The 15,967-nt window shown below is 60.5% G+C and carries 16 protein-coding genes; 9 read left to right on the top strand and 7 right to left on the bottom strand.

Features of this window, described 5'->3' with window-relative positions; translation table 11 throughout:
• The first annotated feature begins 49 nt into the window (after positions 1–49).
• The 4 genes from FHT75_RS21355 to FHT75_RS21340 are packed head-to-tail and all read left to right on the top strand — an operon-like array spanning position 50 to position 2,389.
• Entirely contained in the window at positions 50–406 is a 357-nt protein-coding gene (locus FHT75_RS21355) for a YciI family protein (RefSeq protein ID WP_028755917.1), read from the top strand.
• 10 nt (positions 407–416) lie between these two features.
• Positions 417–776, top strand: coding sequence for a YciI family protein (locus tag FHT75_RS21350; RefSeq protein WP_028755916.1), 360 nt, complete (start codon positions 417–419; stop codon positions 774–776).
• Between the two features lie 2 nt (positions 777–778).
• A complete protein-coding gene (locus FHT75_RS21345) occupies positions 779–1,138 on the top strand; it encodes a YciI family protein (protein WP_183845223.1) in 360 nt (119 codons plus the stop codon).
• A gap of 9 nt (positions 1,139–1,147) precedes the next feature.
• Entirely contained in the window at positions 1,148–2,389 is a 1,242-nt protein-coding gene (locus FHT75_RS21340; RefSeq protein ID WP_063474219.1) for an RNA polymerase sigma factor, read from the top strand.
• Here the strand turns inward: FHT75_RS21340 and FHT75_RS21335 are convergent.
• The gene (locus FHT75_RS21335; protein ID WP_063474218.1) at positions 2,357–3,319 is read right to left on the bottom strand and encodes a lysylphosphatidylglycerol synthase domain-containing protein; all 963 of its coding nucleotides are present in this window, start codon (positions 3,317–3,319) and stop codon (positions 2,357–2,359) included. The two genes, FHT75_RS21340 and FHT75_RS21335, sit on opposite strands and share 33 nt — an antisense overlap.
• 180 nt (positions 3,320–3,499) lie before the next feature.
• Between FHT75_RS21335 and FHT75_RS21330 the strand changes: the two genes are divergently transcribed.
• From FHT75_RS21330 to FHT75_RS21315, 4 genes are all read left to right on the top strand, one after another.
• Positions 3,500–4,993, top strand: coding sequence for an ArnT family glycosyltransferase (locus tag FHT75_RS21330; protein ID WP_063474217.1), 1,494 nt, complete (start codon positions 3,500–3,502; stop codon positions 4,991–4,993).
• A 137-nt stretch (positions 4,994–5,130) separates the two neighbouring features.
• On the top strand, positions 5,131–6,147 hold the full coding sequence (locus FHT75_RS21325) for a glycosyltransferase family 2 protein (protein WP_183845224.1): 1,017 nt from the start codon (positions 5,131–5,133) through the stop codon (positions 6,145–6,147).
• 12 nt (positions 6,148–6,159) lie between these two features.
• Positions 6,160–7,659, top strand: a complete 1,500-nt coding sequence (locus FHT75_RS21320) for a glycosyltransferase family 39 protein (RefSeq protein ID WP_183845225.1) — start codon at positions 6,160–6,162, stop codon at positions 7,657–7,659.
• Between the two features lies 1 nt (position 7,660).
• Positions 7,661–9,145, top strand: a complete 1,485-nt coding sequence (locus tag FHT75_RS21315) for an ArnT family glycosyltransferase (protein WP_047616193.1) — start codon at positions 7,661–7,663, stop codon at positions 9,143–9,145.
• 28 nt (positions 9,146–9,173) lie between these two features.
• Here the strand turns inward: FHT75_RS21315 and FHT75_RS21310 are convergent, their stop codons facing one another.
• Positions 9,174–9,674: a hypothetical protein gene (locus FHT75_RS21310; RefSeq protein ID WP_183845226.1), complete on the bottom strand. Its 501-nt coding sequence runs from the start codon at positions 9,672–9,674 to the stop codon at positions 9,174–9,176.
• Positions 9,675–9,932: 258 nt separating this feature from the next.
• Between FHT75_RS21310 and FHT75_RS21305 the strand changes: the two genes are divergently transcribed.
• Positions 9,933–10,451, top strand: coding sequence for a tetratricopeptide repeat protein (locus FHT75_RS21305; RefSeq protein WP_028758844.1), 519 nt, complete (start codon positions 9,933–9,935; stop codon positions 10,449–10,451).
• A 220-nt stretch (positions 10,452–10,671) separates the two neighbouring features.
• Here FHT75_RS21305 and FHT75_RS21300 read toward each other — a convergent pair whose 3' ends face one another.
• The 5 genes from FHT75_RS21300 to FHT75_RS21280 are packed head-to-tail and all read right to left on the bottom strand — an operon-like array spanning position 10,672 to position 15,959.
• Entirely contained in the window at positions 10,672–11,232 is a 561-nt protein-coding gene (locus FHT75_RS21300) for a hypothetical protein (protein WP_047616191.1), read from the bottom strand.
• Positions 11,233–11,292: 60 nt separating this feature from the next.
• The gene (locus tag FHT75_RS21295; RefSeq protein ID WP_063474215.1) at positions 11,293–12,597 is read right to left on the bottom strand and encodes a hypothetical protein; all 1,305 of its coding nucleotides are present in this window, start codon (positions 12,595–12,597) and stop codon (positions 11,293–11,295) included.
• A 15-nt stretch (positions 12,598–12,612) separates the two neighbouring features.
• Positions 12,613–13,557 carry a type II secretion system F family protein gene (locus FHT75_RS21290; protein WP_047616187.1) on the bottom strand — a complete coding sequence of 315 codons (945 nt, stop codon included), beginning with the start codon at positions 13,555–13,557 and terminating at the stop codon, positions 12,613–12,615.
• Positions 13,558–13,560: 3 nt separating this feature from the next.
• A complete protein-coding gene (locus FHT75_RS21285) occupies positions 13,561–14,514 on the bottom strand; it encodes a type II secretion system F family protein (RefSeq protein WP_063474214.1) in 954 nt (317 codons plus the stop codon).
• On the bottom strand, positions 14,511–15,959 hold the full coding sequence (locus tag FHT75_RS21280; protein ID WP_063474213.1) for a CpaF family protein: 1,449 nt from the start codon (positions 15,957–15,959) through the stop codon (positions 14,511–14,513). The genes FHT75_RS21285 and FHT75_RS21280 overlap by 4 nt, the downstream gene beginning before the upstream one ends.
• Positions 15,960–15,967: the final 8 nt, after the last annotated feature.

Raw genomic sequence — 15,967 nt, 5'->3', positions numbered from 1 at the left:
GAGCTCGGTCGTCCAGGGTTATTGAATACTCACAAGGAGGCTGCCTGCGATGAAATATCTCTGTCAGGTCTGGTTCGATGGCGGTGTGCTCGACGCCATGACGAAAGAGGAGAAGGCCGAACTCGACACCAATTCCCTGGCCTATGACAAGGACCTTGCCGAAAGCGGGCATATGATTGTCGCGCAGGCGCTGCAGCCGCCGACATCGGCGGTGACCGTGCGGGTGCGGGGCGGCGAGATGTCGGTGACGGACGGTCCCTTCGCCGAGACGAAGGAGGCGCTCGGCGGCTTTATCCTGATCGAGGCAAAAGATCTCAACGAGGCGATCCGCATCGCCGCCGGCATTCCGCTCGCCAGGCTCGGTGCGATCGAAGTGCGGCCAATCCACGAATTCGGAGCTAAATGAGGAGAGACCGATGAAATTTCTATGCCAGATCTGGTTCGACACGGAAAAAAGCAAGCTGGTCCCTCAGACCGAATGGGATGCGCTCACACAGGAGTGCATCACCAGCGACAATCGCTGGCGCGAGAGCGGTCATCTGCAGGTGGCGCTCGCCTTGCATGAACCGTCAACGGCGATCACGGTCCGCCTGCGCAATGGCGAGGCCTTTGCGACCGATGGCCCATTTGCCGAAATCAAAGAGCACCTCGGCGGTTTTGTGCTGATCGAAGCCGAGAACATCGAGGAGGCGAAGACGATCGTGTCGAGTTTTCCGATCCTCAAATATTGCTCAATCGAAGTGCGCCCGACTTACTCCATCCAGGATGGGAAATAGCCATGCGCTACATCTGCCTGATTTATAACAGTGTCGACACCGACGGCAGGCTGACCGCGGCGGAAACCGATGAACTCGTCAAAGCGCATTTCGCCTTCGACGAGGAGCTGCGCCGCGACGGCATCATGATCCATGCCGATGCGCTTGAGATGCCTGATAAGGCGACCGTGCTGCGTGTTCGAAACAACAGCCTGTCAGCCACCGACGGCCCCTATGTCGAAACCAAGGAGCATCTGGCCGGCTTTTACGTCATCGAGGCGCCTGACATGGTGAAAGCCAGGGAGATTGCCGGGCGGATCCCATCGGCACGTTTCGGCGCGGTCGAACTGAGGCCCGTGCGAATGCTGACCCTGCCGGACTGAGGTGGCCCGTTGGAACGCGTGATCGAGGAGATCTATCGAACGCAGTCGCGCCGGGTGCTGGCGACGCTGATCCGCCTGCTCGGCGATTTCGACCGGGCGGAGGAAGCGCTGCACGACGCCTTCGCTGCGGCCGCCCGGACATGGCCAACGGACGGCATTCCCGGCAATCCCTTCGCCTGGCTCGTTTCGACGGGACGCTTCAAGGCGATCGACACGATCCGGCGGCGGGCGCGTTTCGATGCTTCGCAGCATCACATCGAAGACAGCCTCTACTCCCCCGACGCAACGGAGATCGGCGACATGGAACCGATCGAGGACGACATGCTGCGGCTGATCTTCACCTGCTGCCATCCGCTCATTCCGGCCGATGCGCAGATGGCGATGGCACTCAGAGAAATCTGCGGACTGACCACCGAAGAGATCGCCCATGCCTTCCTCATTCCGGCGCCGACGGTGGCGCAGCGGATCGTGCGCGCCAAGGGCAAGATCCGGGCGGCGAAGATCCCCTACGAGGTGCCGGGCCGCGAGGCGCTGCCGCCGCGGCTAGACCGGGTGCTGCACGTCATCTACCTCGTCTTCAACGAGGGTTATTCGGCCTCTTCGGGCGAAGACGTGGTCCGCGCCGACCTGACCGCAGAGGCGATACGTCTGGCGCGGCTGCTTCTGGCGCTGCTGCCGCATCCCGACGTCTCCGGCCTGCTGGCTTTGATGCTGCTGCAGGACTCCCGCCGCGCCGCCCGCCGCGGCGAAGAGGGATCGCTGGTGCTGCTTGCCGATCAGGACCGCTCGCTCTGGGATCATGCAAAGATTGGGGAAGGCCTGGCGCTGCTCACCGAGGCGATGCGGGCGGGAGAGATCGGCACCTATACGCTGCAGGCGGCGATCGCCGCCGAGCATGCCAGGGCGCCCGCTGCCGAAGAGACCGACTGGCGCCGGATCGCCTTTTATTACGATCTGCTTCTGGCGGCCCAGCCCTCCCCGATCGTCGAGCTCAACCGCGCCGTAGCGATCGCGATGGCGGACGGGCCGGCAAAAGGGCTGGAACTGATCGATGCCATTCTGGCCCGCCGGGAGCTGCAGGCCTATCACCTCGCCCATTCGGCGCGCGCCGATTTCCTGCGCCGTCTCGGCCGGAGACAAGAGGCGATCGCCGCCTATGAAACGGCGCTGTCGCTCTGCCGGCAGGAGCCGGAGCAGGCGTTTCTCAGAAAACGGATTTCAGAGCTTGCCGCGGCGTCCGAGCGGCAGTGAGATCGCCGTGCCGGTGAGCGCCGAGACGATGATCAGCAGGTGGGCATTGATGCTCGCCTGCGCCAGCGCGGCCAGAGCCATCCGCTCGCTCGAGGCACCGAGAGCGATGGCGCCGGCGGTGATGCCGGCCGGATAGGTGCCGACGCCGCCCGGCGCATGCATCGGCAACACGGAGGAGAGCTCGCCGCCGAGCGCGCCGCCGAAGCTTGCCGCCATCGGCGACACGCCCATCAGGCCGAGCGCCCAGGCAAGCACCATCACCTTCACCAGCCAGTTGACGATGGTCATCGCCCAGGCGCGCGCAAAGGCCACGGCATCGAGCGGCAAACCGTTTTCGATCTCGGCGACGAATTTCTGCGCCTTATTAGGCAGCAGCCGGGCGGCGAGGCGCAGCAGCGGCTTGCGGGCGGCAAAGGCTGCGACCGGCAACAGCAGAAAGGCGGTCCAGAGCGACCAGGCAACAGCCGCATTGGCGGCGGCGACGGCAAAGCCGATGCCAGCGGCGGCCAGAAGCGCGTGCAGGTCGAGCAGCCGCATGACGAAGAGCGCCGAGGTTCCGCGCGTCAGCGGAATGCCGAATTCGGTGCGCATCAGCAGCGGAAAGCTGGTCTCGCCGGTGCGGAAGGGCAGCATGATGTTCAAGAGGTTGTGGATCTGCGTGACGCGGAAGAGGACGGCGAACCGGCCGGCCGTTTCCTTTGGAAAATAATCATAGATGCGCCAGGTGCGCAGGAAATAGGTGCTCGTCAAAAGCACGAGCGCGCCGATCACCGGACCGGCGCCGACATCGGCCCATTGCCTGATGATGACGGGCCACCCCCAGAACCATTGGATGAAGAGCGCATAGGCTGCGACGATGACGACCGTCAGAATGGTCATGCGATTGCGCATAAACCAGGATTGCCGGCTTTCAACGATCGAGCTCTTCATGTAGTAGGCATTCCTCGCTTGGGTCGGCATGGGACCGGTCCCGTCGCCAGGCCTTTTAAGAGAAATGCAGGTTGCGCACAACGGCGGAGTTGATGGCGATGGAGGCGAAGGCGCCTTCCCGCCGACGATCCGGGCGCTGACCGGTATATGACACGCCTTGCCGGCTTGACGTGGAGATCGATGTTGGAGCGGATTACCAGAAGCATTACGAGCGCCAGCATGTTTCTGGCAGTCTATTTCCTGCTGAACATCGCGCTGCGCATCGCCTTACCTCATACGCTCGATCTCGACGAGGCGGAGCAATCCTTCTACTCACAATATCTGCTTGCCGGCTATGGCCCGCAGCCGCCTTTCTATAACTGGATACAATATGCCATCGTTTCGGTGACCGGCATATCGATGTGGGTGCTGTCGGTGCCGAAGAATATCATTCTCTTCGGCTGCTATCTGTTCTACGGGCTTGCCGCCCGCGAGGTGCTGAAGGGCCGCTCGCTGGCCGCCATCGCCATGCTGAGCCTGATCACTCTGCCGCAAGTGGGTTTGATGGCGCAGCGCGAATTGACGCATACCGTCGCGCTGCTGTTTGCAACCTCGCTTTTCCTCTTCGGTTTTTTCCGCACGCTGCGCCAGCCGACGATCGGGAGCTACCTGATCATCGGCATCGCCACCGGCATCGGGCTGATCTCGAAATATAATTTCGCCATCCTGCCGGCTGCCGCCCTGATCGCCGTGCTGCCGGACCGGAAATGGCGCGGCCGTCTGATCGACTGGCGTTTGCTGCCGGCGGTCGTCCTCGCCATTCTGATCGTGCTGCCGCATGCGCTCTGGCTGCCTGACAATCTCGCCAGCGCCTCTGCGCCGACACTGGAGCGGATGACCGCCGAAGACCTGGCCCCCGCCGGCCTGCCGCGCATCGGACAGGGGTTGCTGTCTCTCGTCATCGCCGTCCTCGGCTTCGTCGCATTGCCGATCGTTCTCATCGGCGCCGCCTTCCGGCGCGACTTCTTTCGCGCACTCTCCTCGTCCAGCCCGATGATCCGGGTGATCGAGCGGATGATGGTCATCAGCCTGGTCGCCTTCGTCGGCGTGGTCCTCTTTGCCGGCGCCAGCGATATCCACGAGCGCTGGCTCGACCCGTGCCTGCTCGTCCTGCCGCTTTATCTGTTCCTGAAACTGGAAACCGCCGATCTCGATCTTTCTGCCGGCCTTGCCCGCTTCCGGCCCGTGGTGCCGGTCTTCATGGTCGTCATCCTGTCGATCCTTCTTTTCCGGATCGTCGGCATTCAGTACATCGGCACCTATACGAGAACGAACGTACCCTTCTCCGGTTACGTCGCTGAATTGACCGCGACCCGCAAGCCGGTTCTTATCGTGGCGGGGACGAAGTTCGTGGCCGGCAATCTGAGGCTGGCCTTTCCCGATGTTCCCGTCGTGATACCGTTCTTCCCGGGTGCCGGGGTTCCCGAATATGCGGCGGCGAAGGGGCCGGTGCTGGTTATCTGGCGCGGCGAGACCGCAGACGACCCGACAATTGCCCCCGGTTTCGCCAGCGATCTCGTCAAATCGGGCATTCATCTGCAAGAGTTGAACACGCTGACGCTGCCCTATCTCTTCGGTGACGGCAAACGTAGCTTCTCCATCGGTTACTCCTGGGTGGAGGGGGGCGCGAAATAGCACCCCGGCAGCGCAGCCGATTGCTGGGAAACCGCCATTGCCGCTGGCAACCGGCGGACACTTCATGTAGTAGCCTTCCGCAAGCGCGGCGGCAGCAGTAACGAATACTCGGCCGCCCGGCCTTTTGGAGATGAAAGTTGCAGACAACGGTAGAGCCCATTCGCGATATGAATGATCCGGTACAATCGCTCGAACTGTCGCTGGTCGTGCCCATTTTCAACGAAGAGGAAAGCGTCGGTCCGCTTGTCGAGCGTGTCGCGGCCGCGATGGCCGGCTACCCGCATCGCTGGGAGCTGATCCTCGTCGATGACGGCAGCACCGATGCGACGCTCGTCAACGCGCGCAAGTTTGTCGGACGCGAGGGGCTGGCGCTCAGAATCGTCGAGCTGCAGCGCAACTTCGGCCAGACCGCCGCCATGCAGGCCGGTATCGACACCGCGCGAGGCCGGCTGATCGCGACGATGGACGGCGACCTCCAGAACGATCCGAAGGACATTCCTTCGATGGTTGCCGAACTGGAACGGCGCGAACTCGACCTTTTGGTCGGCTGGCGCAAGAACCGTAAGGACGGTCTGTTCTTGCGCAAGATTCCGTCGTGGTGCGCCAATTACCTGATCGGCCGTATCACCGGCGTCAAGCTGCACGATTACGGCTGCAGCCTGAAGATCTACCGTGCCTCGATCATCAAGCAGGTGAAGCTGATGGGCGAAATGCACCGCTTCATCCCGGCCTGGGTCGCCGGTGTCGTCCCGAGCTCGCGCATCGGCGAGATGGCCGTCACCCATCATGCCCGCGAGCACGGTGTTTCGAAATACGGCATTTCGCGCACCTTCCGCGTCATCCTCGACCTGCTGTCGGTGATGTTCTTCATGCGCTACAAGGCACGGCCCGGGCATTTCTTCGGCTCTCTGGGTCTTGGCCTCGGCGCGGTCGCCATGCTGATCCTGCTCTATCTCGGCTTCGACAAGTTCATCCTGGGCAACGATATCGGCACGCGACCGATGCTGATGGTCGGCGTCGTGCTGCTGCTGTCGTCGGTGCAGATGATCACCACCGGCATTCTGGCTGAGATGATCGCGCGCACCTATTATCGCGACGACGCCTCTCCGAACTACATCGTGCGACAGATCTTCGACGATCACAGCCAAGCCTAAGCCGGCAGCCCGATGCTGGAGCGCGCAACGAGGACGATCAAGACCGCGGGCCTGCTGCTTGCAGCCTATTTCGTGCTCAACATCGTGCTTCGCATCGTGCTTCCGCATTCGCTGGAGCTCGACGAGGCCGAGCAATCCTTCTTCTCGCAATATCTGCTGGCCGGCTACGGTCCGCAGCCGCCCTTCTACAACTGGATGCAATATGCCGTCGTTTCGGTGACGGGCATGTCGATCGGCGCGCTTATTGTCCCGAAGAACATCCTCTTGTTCCTATCCTATCTCTTCTATGGCCTTGCCGGGCGGCGCGTGCTGAAGGACCAGGCGCTTGCCGCCGTCGCCATGCTGGCGCTGATCACCCTGCCCCAGGTCTCCTACATGGCCCAGCAGGATCTCACCCACACGACGGCGCTGCTCTTTGCCAGTTCGCTGTTTCTCTACGGCTTCTTCCGCACGCTCGACCGACCCGATATCGGCAGCTATCTCGTGCTCGGGCTGGCGACCGGCATCGGACTGATCTCGAAGTATAATTTCGCGCTGATGCCCGTCGCCGCCTTGATCGCCATCCTGCCCGATGCCGAATGGCGGCGCAGGGCGCTCGACTGGCGCATGCTGGCCGCAGTCGCCGTTGCGCTCGTCATCGTCCTGCCGCACGCGATCTGGCTGCAGGGCAATCTGGCATTCGCCTCCTCCGACACTCTGGTCAAGATGGCCGCCGGCAGCGAACCGGTCGGCATTGTACGGATCGGCAAAGGCCTTCTCGCCTTTCTCGTCGCCATCATCGCCTTTGCGGCGCTGCCGGTCGCAATCTTCGCCGTCACCTTCCGCCGGGATTTCGTCCGGGCGCTTTCGGCCGGAAACCGCTGGACCGGGATGATGGAGCGGATGATGCTCGCAAGTCTTGCCGGCATCGCTTTGATCGTGCTGTTCACCGGCTCAACCACCGTGCGCGAACGCTGGCTCGACCCGTTCCTGCTGGTGCTGCCGCTCTATTTCCTGGCGAAGATGCAGGCTGCCGACCTCGACCTTTCCGCCGGGCTGCGCCGCTTCCGGCCGGTGCTGCCGGTGCTGATGGCCTGCGTGCTGATCGCGCTCGGTTTCCGTGTCGTCGGCGCCGGGCTGATCGGCATCTACAGCAGGCCGAATGTGCCGATGGCGGGTTTTTCGCGCGATATGACGCGACAGGCTGAACCGGCGCTGGTGATCGCTTCCGATCCCTATATCGGCGGCAACATGCGGCTGCAGCTTCCCGACGTCCCGGTGGTGATCCCGGATTTTCCGGCACCGGGCATTCCGGCCTATGCCGAGGCCAAGGGGCCGGTGCTGATCGTCTGGCGCGGCAAGAAGACGGCGACGGCTGCGGATGCCGTCATGCCGGAGCGGTTTTCATCGGCGCTGATGGCGGCGGGCATCGCACCGCAGGAGATCGGCTCGCTGTCGCTTCCCTATTATTTCGGCCGACCGGGCGACAATTTCGCGCTCGGTTATGGCTGGGTTCGGCCGGAGACCAGATAGGATGACCGAAACCAATCGTCGCGACATCAGTTGGATTTTCGCCCTGCTGGCCGCCTATTTCATGCTTCAGGTCGGCGTACGGCTCGCAACCTCGCATTCGCTCGATCTCGACGAGGCCGAACAGGTCTTCCGGTCGCAATGGCTTGCCGCCGGCTACGGCCCGCAGCCGCCCTTCTACAATTGGCTGCAATACACCGTCTTCCAATTGACAGGCGTCTCGCTTGCCGCCCTTTCGGTGGTCAAGAATCTTCTGCTGTTCATCTCCTACCTGCTCTACGGCCTGACAGCGCGGCTTATCCTGCGCGACAAGGCGCTGGTGGCGATCGCCACGCTCGGCCTGCTCACCATCCCGCAGATGGTTTTCGAGATGCAGCGCGACCTGACGCATACGGTTGCCGTGTTCTTCTCGGCGAGCATCTTCTTCTACGGCTTCATCCGCAGCCTGAAACAGCCTAGTCTTGCCTCCTATCTGATAGCAGGCGTCGGCATCGGTTTCGGCCTGCTTGCCAAATATAATTTTGCGATCCTGCCGGCGGCAGCCCTCATCGCCGCACTGGCGGATGCGCGTCTGCGGCCGCGGATCTTCGATAGGCGGCTGGTACTGACGGCGGTGGTGGCGCTCATCATCATCCTGCCACATCTCTTCTGGCTGAAGGACAATCTCGATTTCGCCACAGCACGCACCCTGGAGAAGATGACCGCCAGCGGCCATGCGAGCTATCCCGCGCAGGTGGCGATGGGCGTCAGCTCGCTCGCCCTCGCCGTCATCAGCTTTGCCGGATTGACCGTGGCGATATTCGCGATCATCTTCGGCAAAAGCCTTCGTCCGGCGCTCGGCTCCGGCTCGCAATGGACGCAGTTGCTCGAGCGGATGATGCTGGTCTTCCTCATCGGCATTCTACTTCTGATCGTCTTCGGGGGTGCTGCCGGCATCAAGGATCGCTGGCTGGTGCCGATGCTCTTCATCTTGCCGCTCTATGTCTGCCTGAAGATCGAGGCCGCAGGTGTCACGACCGCCAAGGCATTCCGGCGTTTCATGGCTGTCGTCGCCATCATCATGATCGGCGTACCGGCGGCCCTTTACGGCAGCGTCGCGGCCGCACGTTTCACCGGCCATTACGAGCGGCTGAACAGGCCTTATGCCCCGATGCTGGAAACCCTGCGCCAGCAGGCCGAACCGGCGGCGATCCTTGCCGGCGACAGTCTGCTCGCCGGCAATCTCAGGCAGGATATTCCCGGCGTGCCGGTCCTCTCGGTGGATTATCCCGGTTTCAGCCCGGATCTCTCCGGCCGGCGACCGCTTCTCCTGGTGTGGCTCCTCCCCAAGGACGGCAGCGAAGCACTGCCGCCTGATATGGCGCAATGGCTACAGACCAATCTTGGCGCATCCACGCCTGAGGCATTGGTGATCGACAAGCCCTATTTCTATCAGCGCGGCGACGACCGCTATCGTTTCGGTTATGCCTGGGTCAACCAGCCGGGCTGAACGAAATCAGGATTTTGACCCTTTTCTATCACGCCGATATTGCACGCTTGATCGCTGTCAAATGGCAGCAAATGCAAGCCAAAAACACGGATATGAAAAGGAAGGTCCCAAGCGGTTGGGATAGCGGCAGGAACGACCAGTCGCCTCGTTGAAATTGAGGCAGCGCAAACTCGGAAAGGCCGGCTTGCGCAACGGCTCCCCGCCCCATAGGCAGACCGGTCGCGATCAGCGCGATATGGGCATGGATGAAGCCTGAACGGGGGTGTCTTTGTGGCTGCATGGCCACTCTGACCCCGAAAATCGATGCAAGCATCAACAGGACCGTGGCGCTCCAAATTCCAATGCCGGGTACCGCCAAAAGCAGATAGATGGGCTCGCGCATGACCGGAAGTATTGTCATGTAAAGCCACCAGGCGGAGGCACTTGAGGGGTGGCTTTCCAGGAGCGGTATGCTGAGTACGAAGATCGATGCTATCGCGTAAGCCAGCGATGGCCCAAGTCGCATCAGCGTGAAAATCGCGATCCACATGCGGCGTTCCATCCGTTGACCTGACGAGCAGGATAGGCGACGTCGATTTGATTTCTACTCAGGAGTCACGAGGCAGATGATGCCTACCTTGGATAGTAGGCATTTTTATCACACTGTCGCATTCCGGCGAAGACCGCCTCTCTCGCTTTTTTGTGAGTATATGCTTAAATTCTTGAGTTGTTAGCTTTTTTTCACGATGATCTCGGGTGAACACATCCGAGTCTTAGGTAAGAATGTCTGATGGGGATCAAATTGCCAATGTTGCAGATCAGAGTTGGAACGAAATGCATCGCGCTTTTGATAGCGACCGGAGCGATCTTAGCTGGTTGCCAGTCATCCAGCGATGGTCTCGCTGCTTATGGCGATAGTGCAAAGACCCTCGAGGATGACTCAGCCGTCGCCTTCTATAAGAACGACGAGTTGATAACCACCGGCAAACTGCAGTTTCAGGAAAAGAACTACGGAAAATCTTACGCCATTTACAAGCGAGCAGTTGACGTTTTTCCGCAGGATCCGGCCGCTTGGCTAGGCTTGGCAGCCTCCGCCGACATGGTTGCCCGCTTCGACACCTCCGACCGCGCCTACCAGCAACTCTCGCGCATGATCGGCAACACCCCGGTCTACTACAACAATATTGGATATTCTCACCTTTTACGCGGCGATTTGCGCACTGCCAGAGGGTATTTCCTGAAAGCCTATGAGCTTGATCCCGGAAACGAAGTCACAGCCCGTAATCTCGAGTTGATGAAGAACAGCGTCAATTACGCTCAGCGGTGATCGGCCCTTCGGCGATCGGCAATCTGTGTAGAGATGAGAGCGCCCTTGCCGCGTTGCGAGCATCGGCGCGGCGCCCCTGGCAGCGTCCGGCGATTGCCTTAAAACTGTCGCGCAAAACTGTGCGGCGGTTTGCGGCAGGGAGATCATGTAAAAGCAAAGATCTGAAGCACGTCACATGAAGCACGTCTGATGCCACGTGCTTTGCAGGTGAAGCCTTTATCTACCGTGCCTTGCGAAGGATGAGCTGGCCTTCCGGCGAGAGTGTTCGTTCGTAACGCGGCAGGTCGCTGACGGCAATGCCCCCGGCTGCGATTGACGCAAGACTGCTATCCGGCATCAGAGTTTCCGCCGGCGCAGCACGGGGTGCGAAAAATTGTGCCGGTTCCTTGCCGGGCGCGCTCAGGACCAAAGCGGAACCCATGCGAAGACCGTCTGTGTCGTTGTGCCGTTCGTTGACCACGGCTTTTTGCAGCTCATCCATCCCCTGGCGGATCAGCGCGACGTCGTCGGCCTTGGCATTGTCGTCGATCTTGCGCGACTGCTTTTCCATCTGTCCTTTCAGGCCGTCGATGGACCTTTTCAGCGCGGCGATGGTCTCGCGGCTCTCGCGAACATCCGCCGAGTTTTTGGCGGTATAGATGAGAACGCCGGCATTCACCGGCAGGAGCATCAGGAGCAAACCGATGAGCAGCGGGCTTTTTGAGCCCCTCTGCTCTACTGTTCGCAAATTGCCTGGTTTTGGGCGTTCTGCTTCGACCTCGATACTCGGAATGCTGGTCATTCGTTTACTCCCCCGTAAGTCATCAAATCTACCTGGCCGCGATCGGCGGCAAGTGCGCAATCATTCCGATGTAAACACGCCTTCCCATGCCCGTTCGAGCATTTCGAGCGATGCATTTCTATCTATGCCATTGAAATCACAGTAAGAACCGACGAAATCCAGAAGATATTTCGGATGATAGCAAGACGCCGGCACATCGCCTTTGTACTTGCGATCGTAGAACAGGTTCAGGTCTGGATCACAGACAGCCAATCCGGTGCTGCTGGCATAGGATTTGAAAATTCTGATATATTCGTCGCGCGACGGCGTGTTCACAAAGATCTTGTACTTGAGTCGCCGCAAGCCCGCCTCGTCGGAAAGGTCCTTCGGTGCGATATTCGTCGAAAACACCACCAGCTCGTCAAAGGGAACCCTGAACTTCTTGCCGGTGTGCAGCGTCAGGAAGTCATATCCGCGCTCGAGCGGCACAATCCAGCGATTGATGAGCGCCTGCGGCGCCACTTGTTGGCGTCCGAAGTCGTCGATGATGAAAACACCTCCGGACGCCTTTAAGTGTATGGGCGCTTCATAGACATTCGGTCCTTCGTTGAAGGTGAGATCGAGCTGATCGAGGGTCAATTCCCCGCCCGTCTTGATCACCGGACGGCGGCATTCGATCCATCGTTGATCCGCTTTCGGATGAGATTCCGTGTCAGCCTGCGATACGGGGTGATGCACCGCTTCGTCATAGAAACTGATGACATGGCCGCCGACCTCGATGGCATAGGGCACCCAGATCGTTTGGCGAAACAGTTGCGACGTCCGCTCGGCGATGCTCGTCTTTCCGTTGCCGGGGGGGCCGTAAAGCAGGATAGAGCGACCGGAGTTGATGGCCGGGCCGAGCTTTTCGACCAGGGCGTCTGAGAGCACCAGCCCGTCAAGGCTGTCGTTCAGCCGCTCCGGGGTCACGCGCTCGTAATGGATGGACTGCAAACCGACTTGCCGGCAGAACGCGTCGAGCGACACCGGCGCCGACCCGACATATTGGCTTTGACGCGACGCCGCGTGGGCATATTCGAGCCCCTTCATGGAAAGAGCATATCGAATATCGGATCGCACATCCTCACCAGCCAAGCCGCGAGCTTCAAGGTATGCGAGTTTCACGAGCTCCTTGATCAGGATATTGACGATCACTTTCGGCAATTTCATGCGGTCAGCCAGATGAGATACCGTGGTCGTATCCTGCTCGGCCGCGCATTTTGCCGCCAGCCGAAGCAGGAACGACGGATCCAGTCCGGCTTGTTCTATGCTTGCCGGTGCCATGGGCATACGCGGATCGAGGGTAATGATGGCCTCGTTACGATTCTGTTCGAGCGAATACTGCATACGACCTCGCTTGGCTCAACCGCCGGGTTTCATGCCGATGAGAAGACTGACGACACGCATAACAACGGGTACAAGAACGATGACCAGGCTTACCGGAAAAAGGAATGCGCCGAGCGGCAGCAGCATTTTGACCGGCAGAGCGTTTGCCTTTTCCTCCGCGCGAACAACACGGAGGTCGCGCATTTCCTTGCAGTAGACCCGCAATGTCTGCGTTACGCTGGTCCCGAGTTCCTCCGATTGGCGGAACAGAACGGAAAGGGCCCGGGCCTCGTCGATCCTCAGGCGGACGGCAAGGTTGGCGAGCGCCTCACGCAATCGCCGGCCGCCTCGCACTTCCAGCATCATGATCGAGAGATGCAGGCCGAAGTCCTGCTGCTTGGCAACGAATTCCCGGGCAACGCGGTTCGCCGCCGCCTCGATGCTCATCCCCGCATCAAGGCAGACGATCAGCATATCCATGAAATCGGGAAAGAGGCGGCGGTACTCCCTCTCTTTGGCGGCACCACGCCGGTCAATATAGATGTTGACCAGAATAAAGGTCGCGCCCGCAGCAAACATGCCAAGGATGAGCATCACTATCTGCGACATATCAGGCGCGAACCGGTTTAGGGCCCAGACCGCTGCGACGAGCATGCTGATACAGACCACCGCGCGAACCACCTGGAAGGTGGTCACGGCACCGGCAGCGAAATACCCCGCCCGGATCAGCCGGTTCTGGGTGGAGTTCACATTGGTGTCACGTCGCGTAATCTCGAAATAGCGACGGATCAGACGGTTTTCCGCCTCGCCGAGATCGGCAATCGTCGTATCGCCAAGGTGGAACTCGTCGCCTGATGCCACCGAGCTCTTCGACACCCGGACCGAGACCTCGCGCTGTCGAAAAAACAATTCCGATGCTGCTGCGGAAAAGATCAGCACTGCAAAGAAGACGATGAGATAAATTCCATACTCACTCGACATGACTCAGTACTCGAAGTTGACCATCTTGTAGAGAATGACATTCCCGATCGCCATGACGGCCAGCAGCACGCTCACCACCATGGTTCCGTGACCGCTATCCCAGAGGGGATCGAAGTAGGTCGGCGACAACGCCTTGATCATCGCGTAGAGCAGAAACGGATAGGCCGACATGAAGATCGCCGTGATGCGTCCTTCCGACGAAATCGCCTTGACCTTTGCCTTCAGCATCATCCGGTCACGCAGCGTCTTCGAAAGGTTCTGCAGGATCTCCACGAGGTTTCCACCGGTTCCGGCCTGCACGCTTAGCGATATCGCAAGCAGGTTCAGATCCTCGACGCCGACCCGGTTCGCCAAGTTGACAAGGGCATCGTCCAACGTCACGCCGTAGGTGAGCTCATCCGAGAGGAGGCCGAACTCGGTGCCGATCGGATCAGGCATCTCGCGTGCCACCAAAGAAATCGCCGCCGGCAGCGGGTGGCCGGCGGCCAAGCTGCGATTGGCGACATCGAGCGCTTCAGGAAGCTTCAGTTCGAATTTCCGCATGCGGCGCGCCCGGGTGCGCCAGACGACGAGTACAGGGATGAGGAGGCAGATCAGGAGAAAGACGGGGATCCGAAACAGAGGGTTCGGCACGAGGAATCCCACGGCCAACCACGTCAAAAGGGCGCCCGCGATCGCGAAGAGAGCAAATCGCCTGGCATCGAACTTGATACCGGACTGGGCGTAGAACTGCAGCAGCCGCTGCGTGATGGGGGTTTGCCGCCAACCGCCGCCGGCACCGCGCTCCTTCAGCATATCGCTATAGGTCTTGCGATGATCATCGCTGACCTCGAGCAAGCTCAGCCGATGGTTCACGGCCCGGTGTCGTTCGGAGCTCTTGAAGTAGCTGCGCATGATCGCTTCGACAGCAACAAGGGCGGCGGTGAAAACGGCGGCGTAAAGGAGCGTCAGGGTCATTGAACAGGTCCTGTCTGCAGCGGTTTGCCGGGATCAAAAATCGTCAAAGGGATCTCGATCCCGAGTTCGGCAAATTCCTCGACGAACCGCGGCCGGATGCCGGTGGCGCGGAATTCTCCATGGATCCGTCCGCCTTCGTCGGTGCCGATTTTCTTGAATTTCATGATCTCCTGCATCTGCACGACTTCGCCTTCCATGCCGGTGATCTCGGAAATCGAGACGATCTTGCGGCTGCCGTCGCTCAGGCGCTGGACCTGCACGATCATGGTGATGGCGGACGAGATCTGCGAGCGAATGCTCAACTGCGACATCGGCATCCCTGCCATGCCGACCATCTGCTCAAGCCGACCGACGGCGTCGCGCGGCGTGTTGGCGTGAATGGTCGTCATCGACCCCTCGTGACCGGTATTCATCGCCTGCAGCATGTCGAACGCCTCGTCGCCGCGTACTTCGCCGACGATGATGCGGTCGGGACGCATGCGCAGGGCGTTTTTCAAAAGCTCGCGTTGCCGGATCTCGTTGCGCCCGTCGAGCGTCGGCGGCCGGGTTTCCAGACGCCCGACATGTGGCTGCTGCAGTTGAAGCTCGGCCGCATCCTCGATGGTGATCAGGCGCTCCTTTGGAGAAATCTGCGACGAGAGCGCGTTCAGCAAGGTGGTCTTGCCAGAACCGGTGCCGCCTGAAATGACCATGGACACCTTGCCCTTGACCGCGGCGCTGAGCAGGACGCGCATCGCATCGGCCATGGCGCCATATTGCACCAGGCGCTCCATTGTCAGCGGCTTGCGCGTGAATTTGCGAATGGAAACGAGCGGTCCATCGACAGAGATCGGCCGGATGGCGACGTTGACACGCGAGCCATCCTTGAGGCGGGCGTCAACCATCGGCGTTGACTCGTCGACACGGCGGCCGACCGCCGAGACGATCTTGTTGATCACCCGAAGCAGGTGGTCCTCGTCTTTGAAACGCACGGCGGTGCCTTCCAGCTTGCCGCTCCGCTCGACATAGACGCTGTTGTAGCCGTTGATGAGAATATCTGCGATTGTATCATCGGCCAGCAGCGGCTCGATCGGTCCCAGCCCCAGCATCTCGTCGGTGATATCGCGGATCAGATCATTGATTTCCTTGGCATTCAGCGGAAAGTTGTTGTTCCGGATATAGTCCTTGACCAACGGCCGGATCTCGGTCGCGATCTCCTCGTTGTCGAGCGTGTCGAGGATCCCGAGGTTGATGCGATCGAGCAGGTAGCGGTGCAGATTGACCCGCTCGGAAACCATGTCCGGCCCCAGCGAAGCCTCTTCGCCGCTCGCAGTGGCGCTGTTGGAGGCCGGTTGGGCAGGCATGTTCTCAACGGCGCCGACCAAAGACAGTTCGGCCGCCTCCAGATCTTCGCGGCTTTCCGGCTCCCGCTGCTTATAGAAACGCCCGATGATACCGTTCGCCATGTTTCCCA

Origin of the sequence: Rhizobium sp. BK112, assembly GCF_014193215.1 — a bacterium.
Classification (GTDB): Bacteria; Pseudomonadota; Alphaproteobacteria; order Rhizobiales; family Rhizobiaceae; genus Rhizobium; species Rhizobium anhuiense.
Note: the sequence above shows the minus strand (reverse complement) of the source record. Positions and strands in the feature narration are given on the sequence as shown.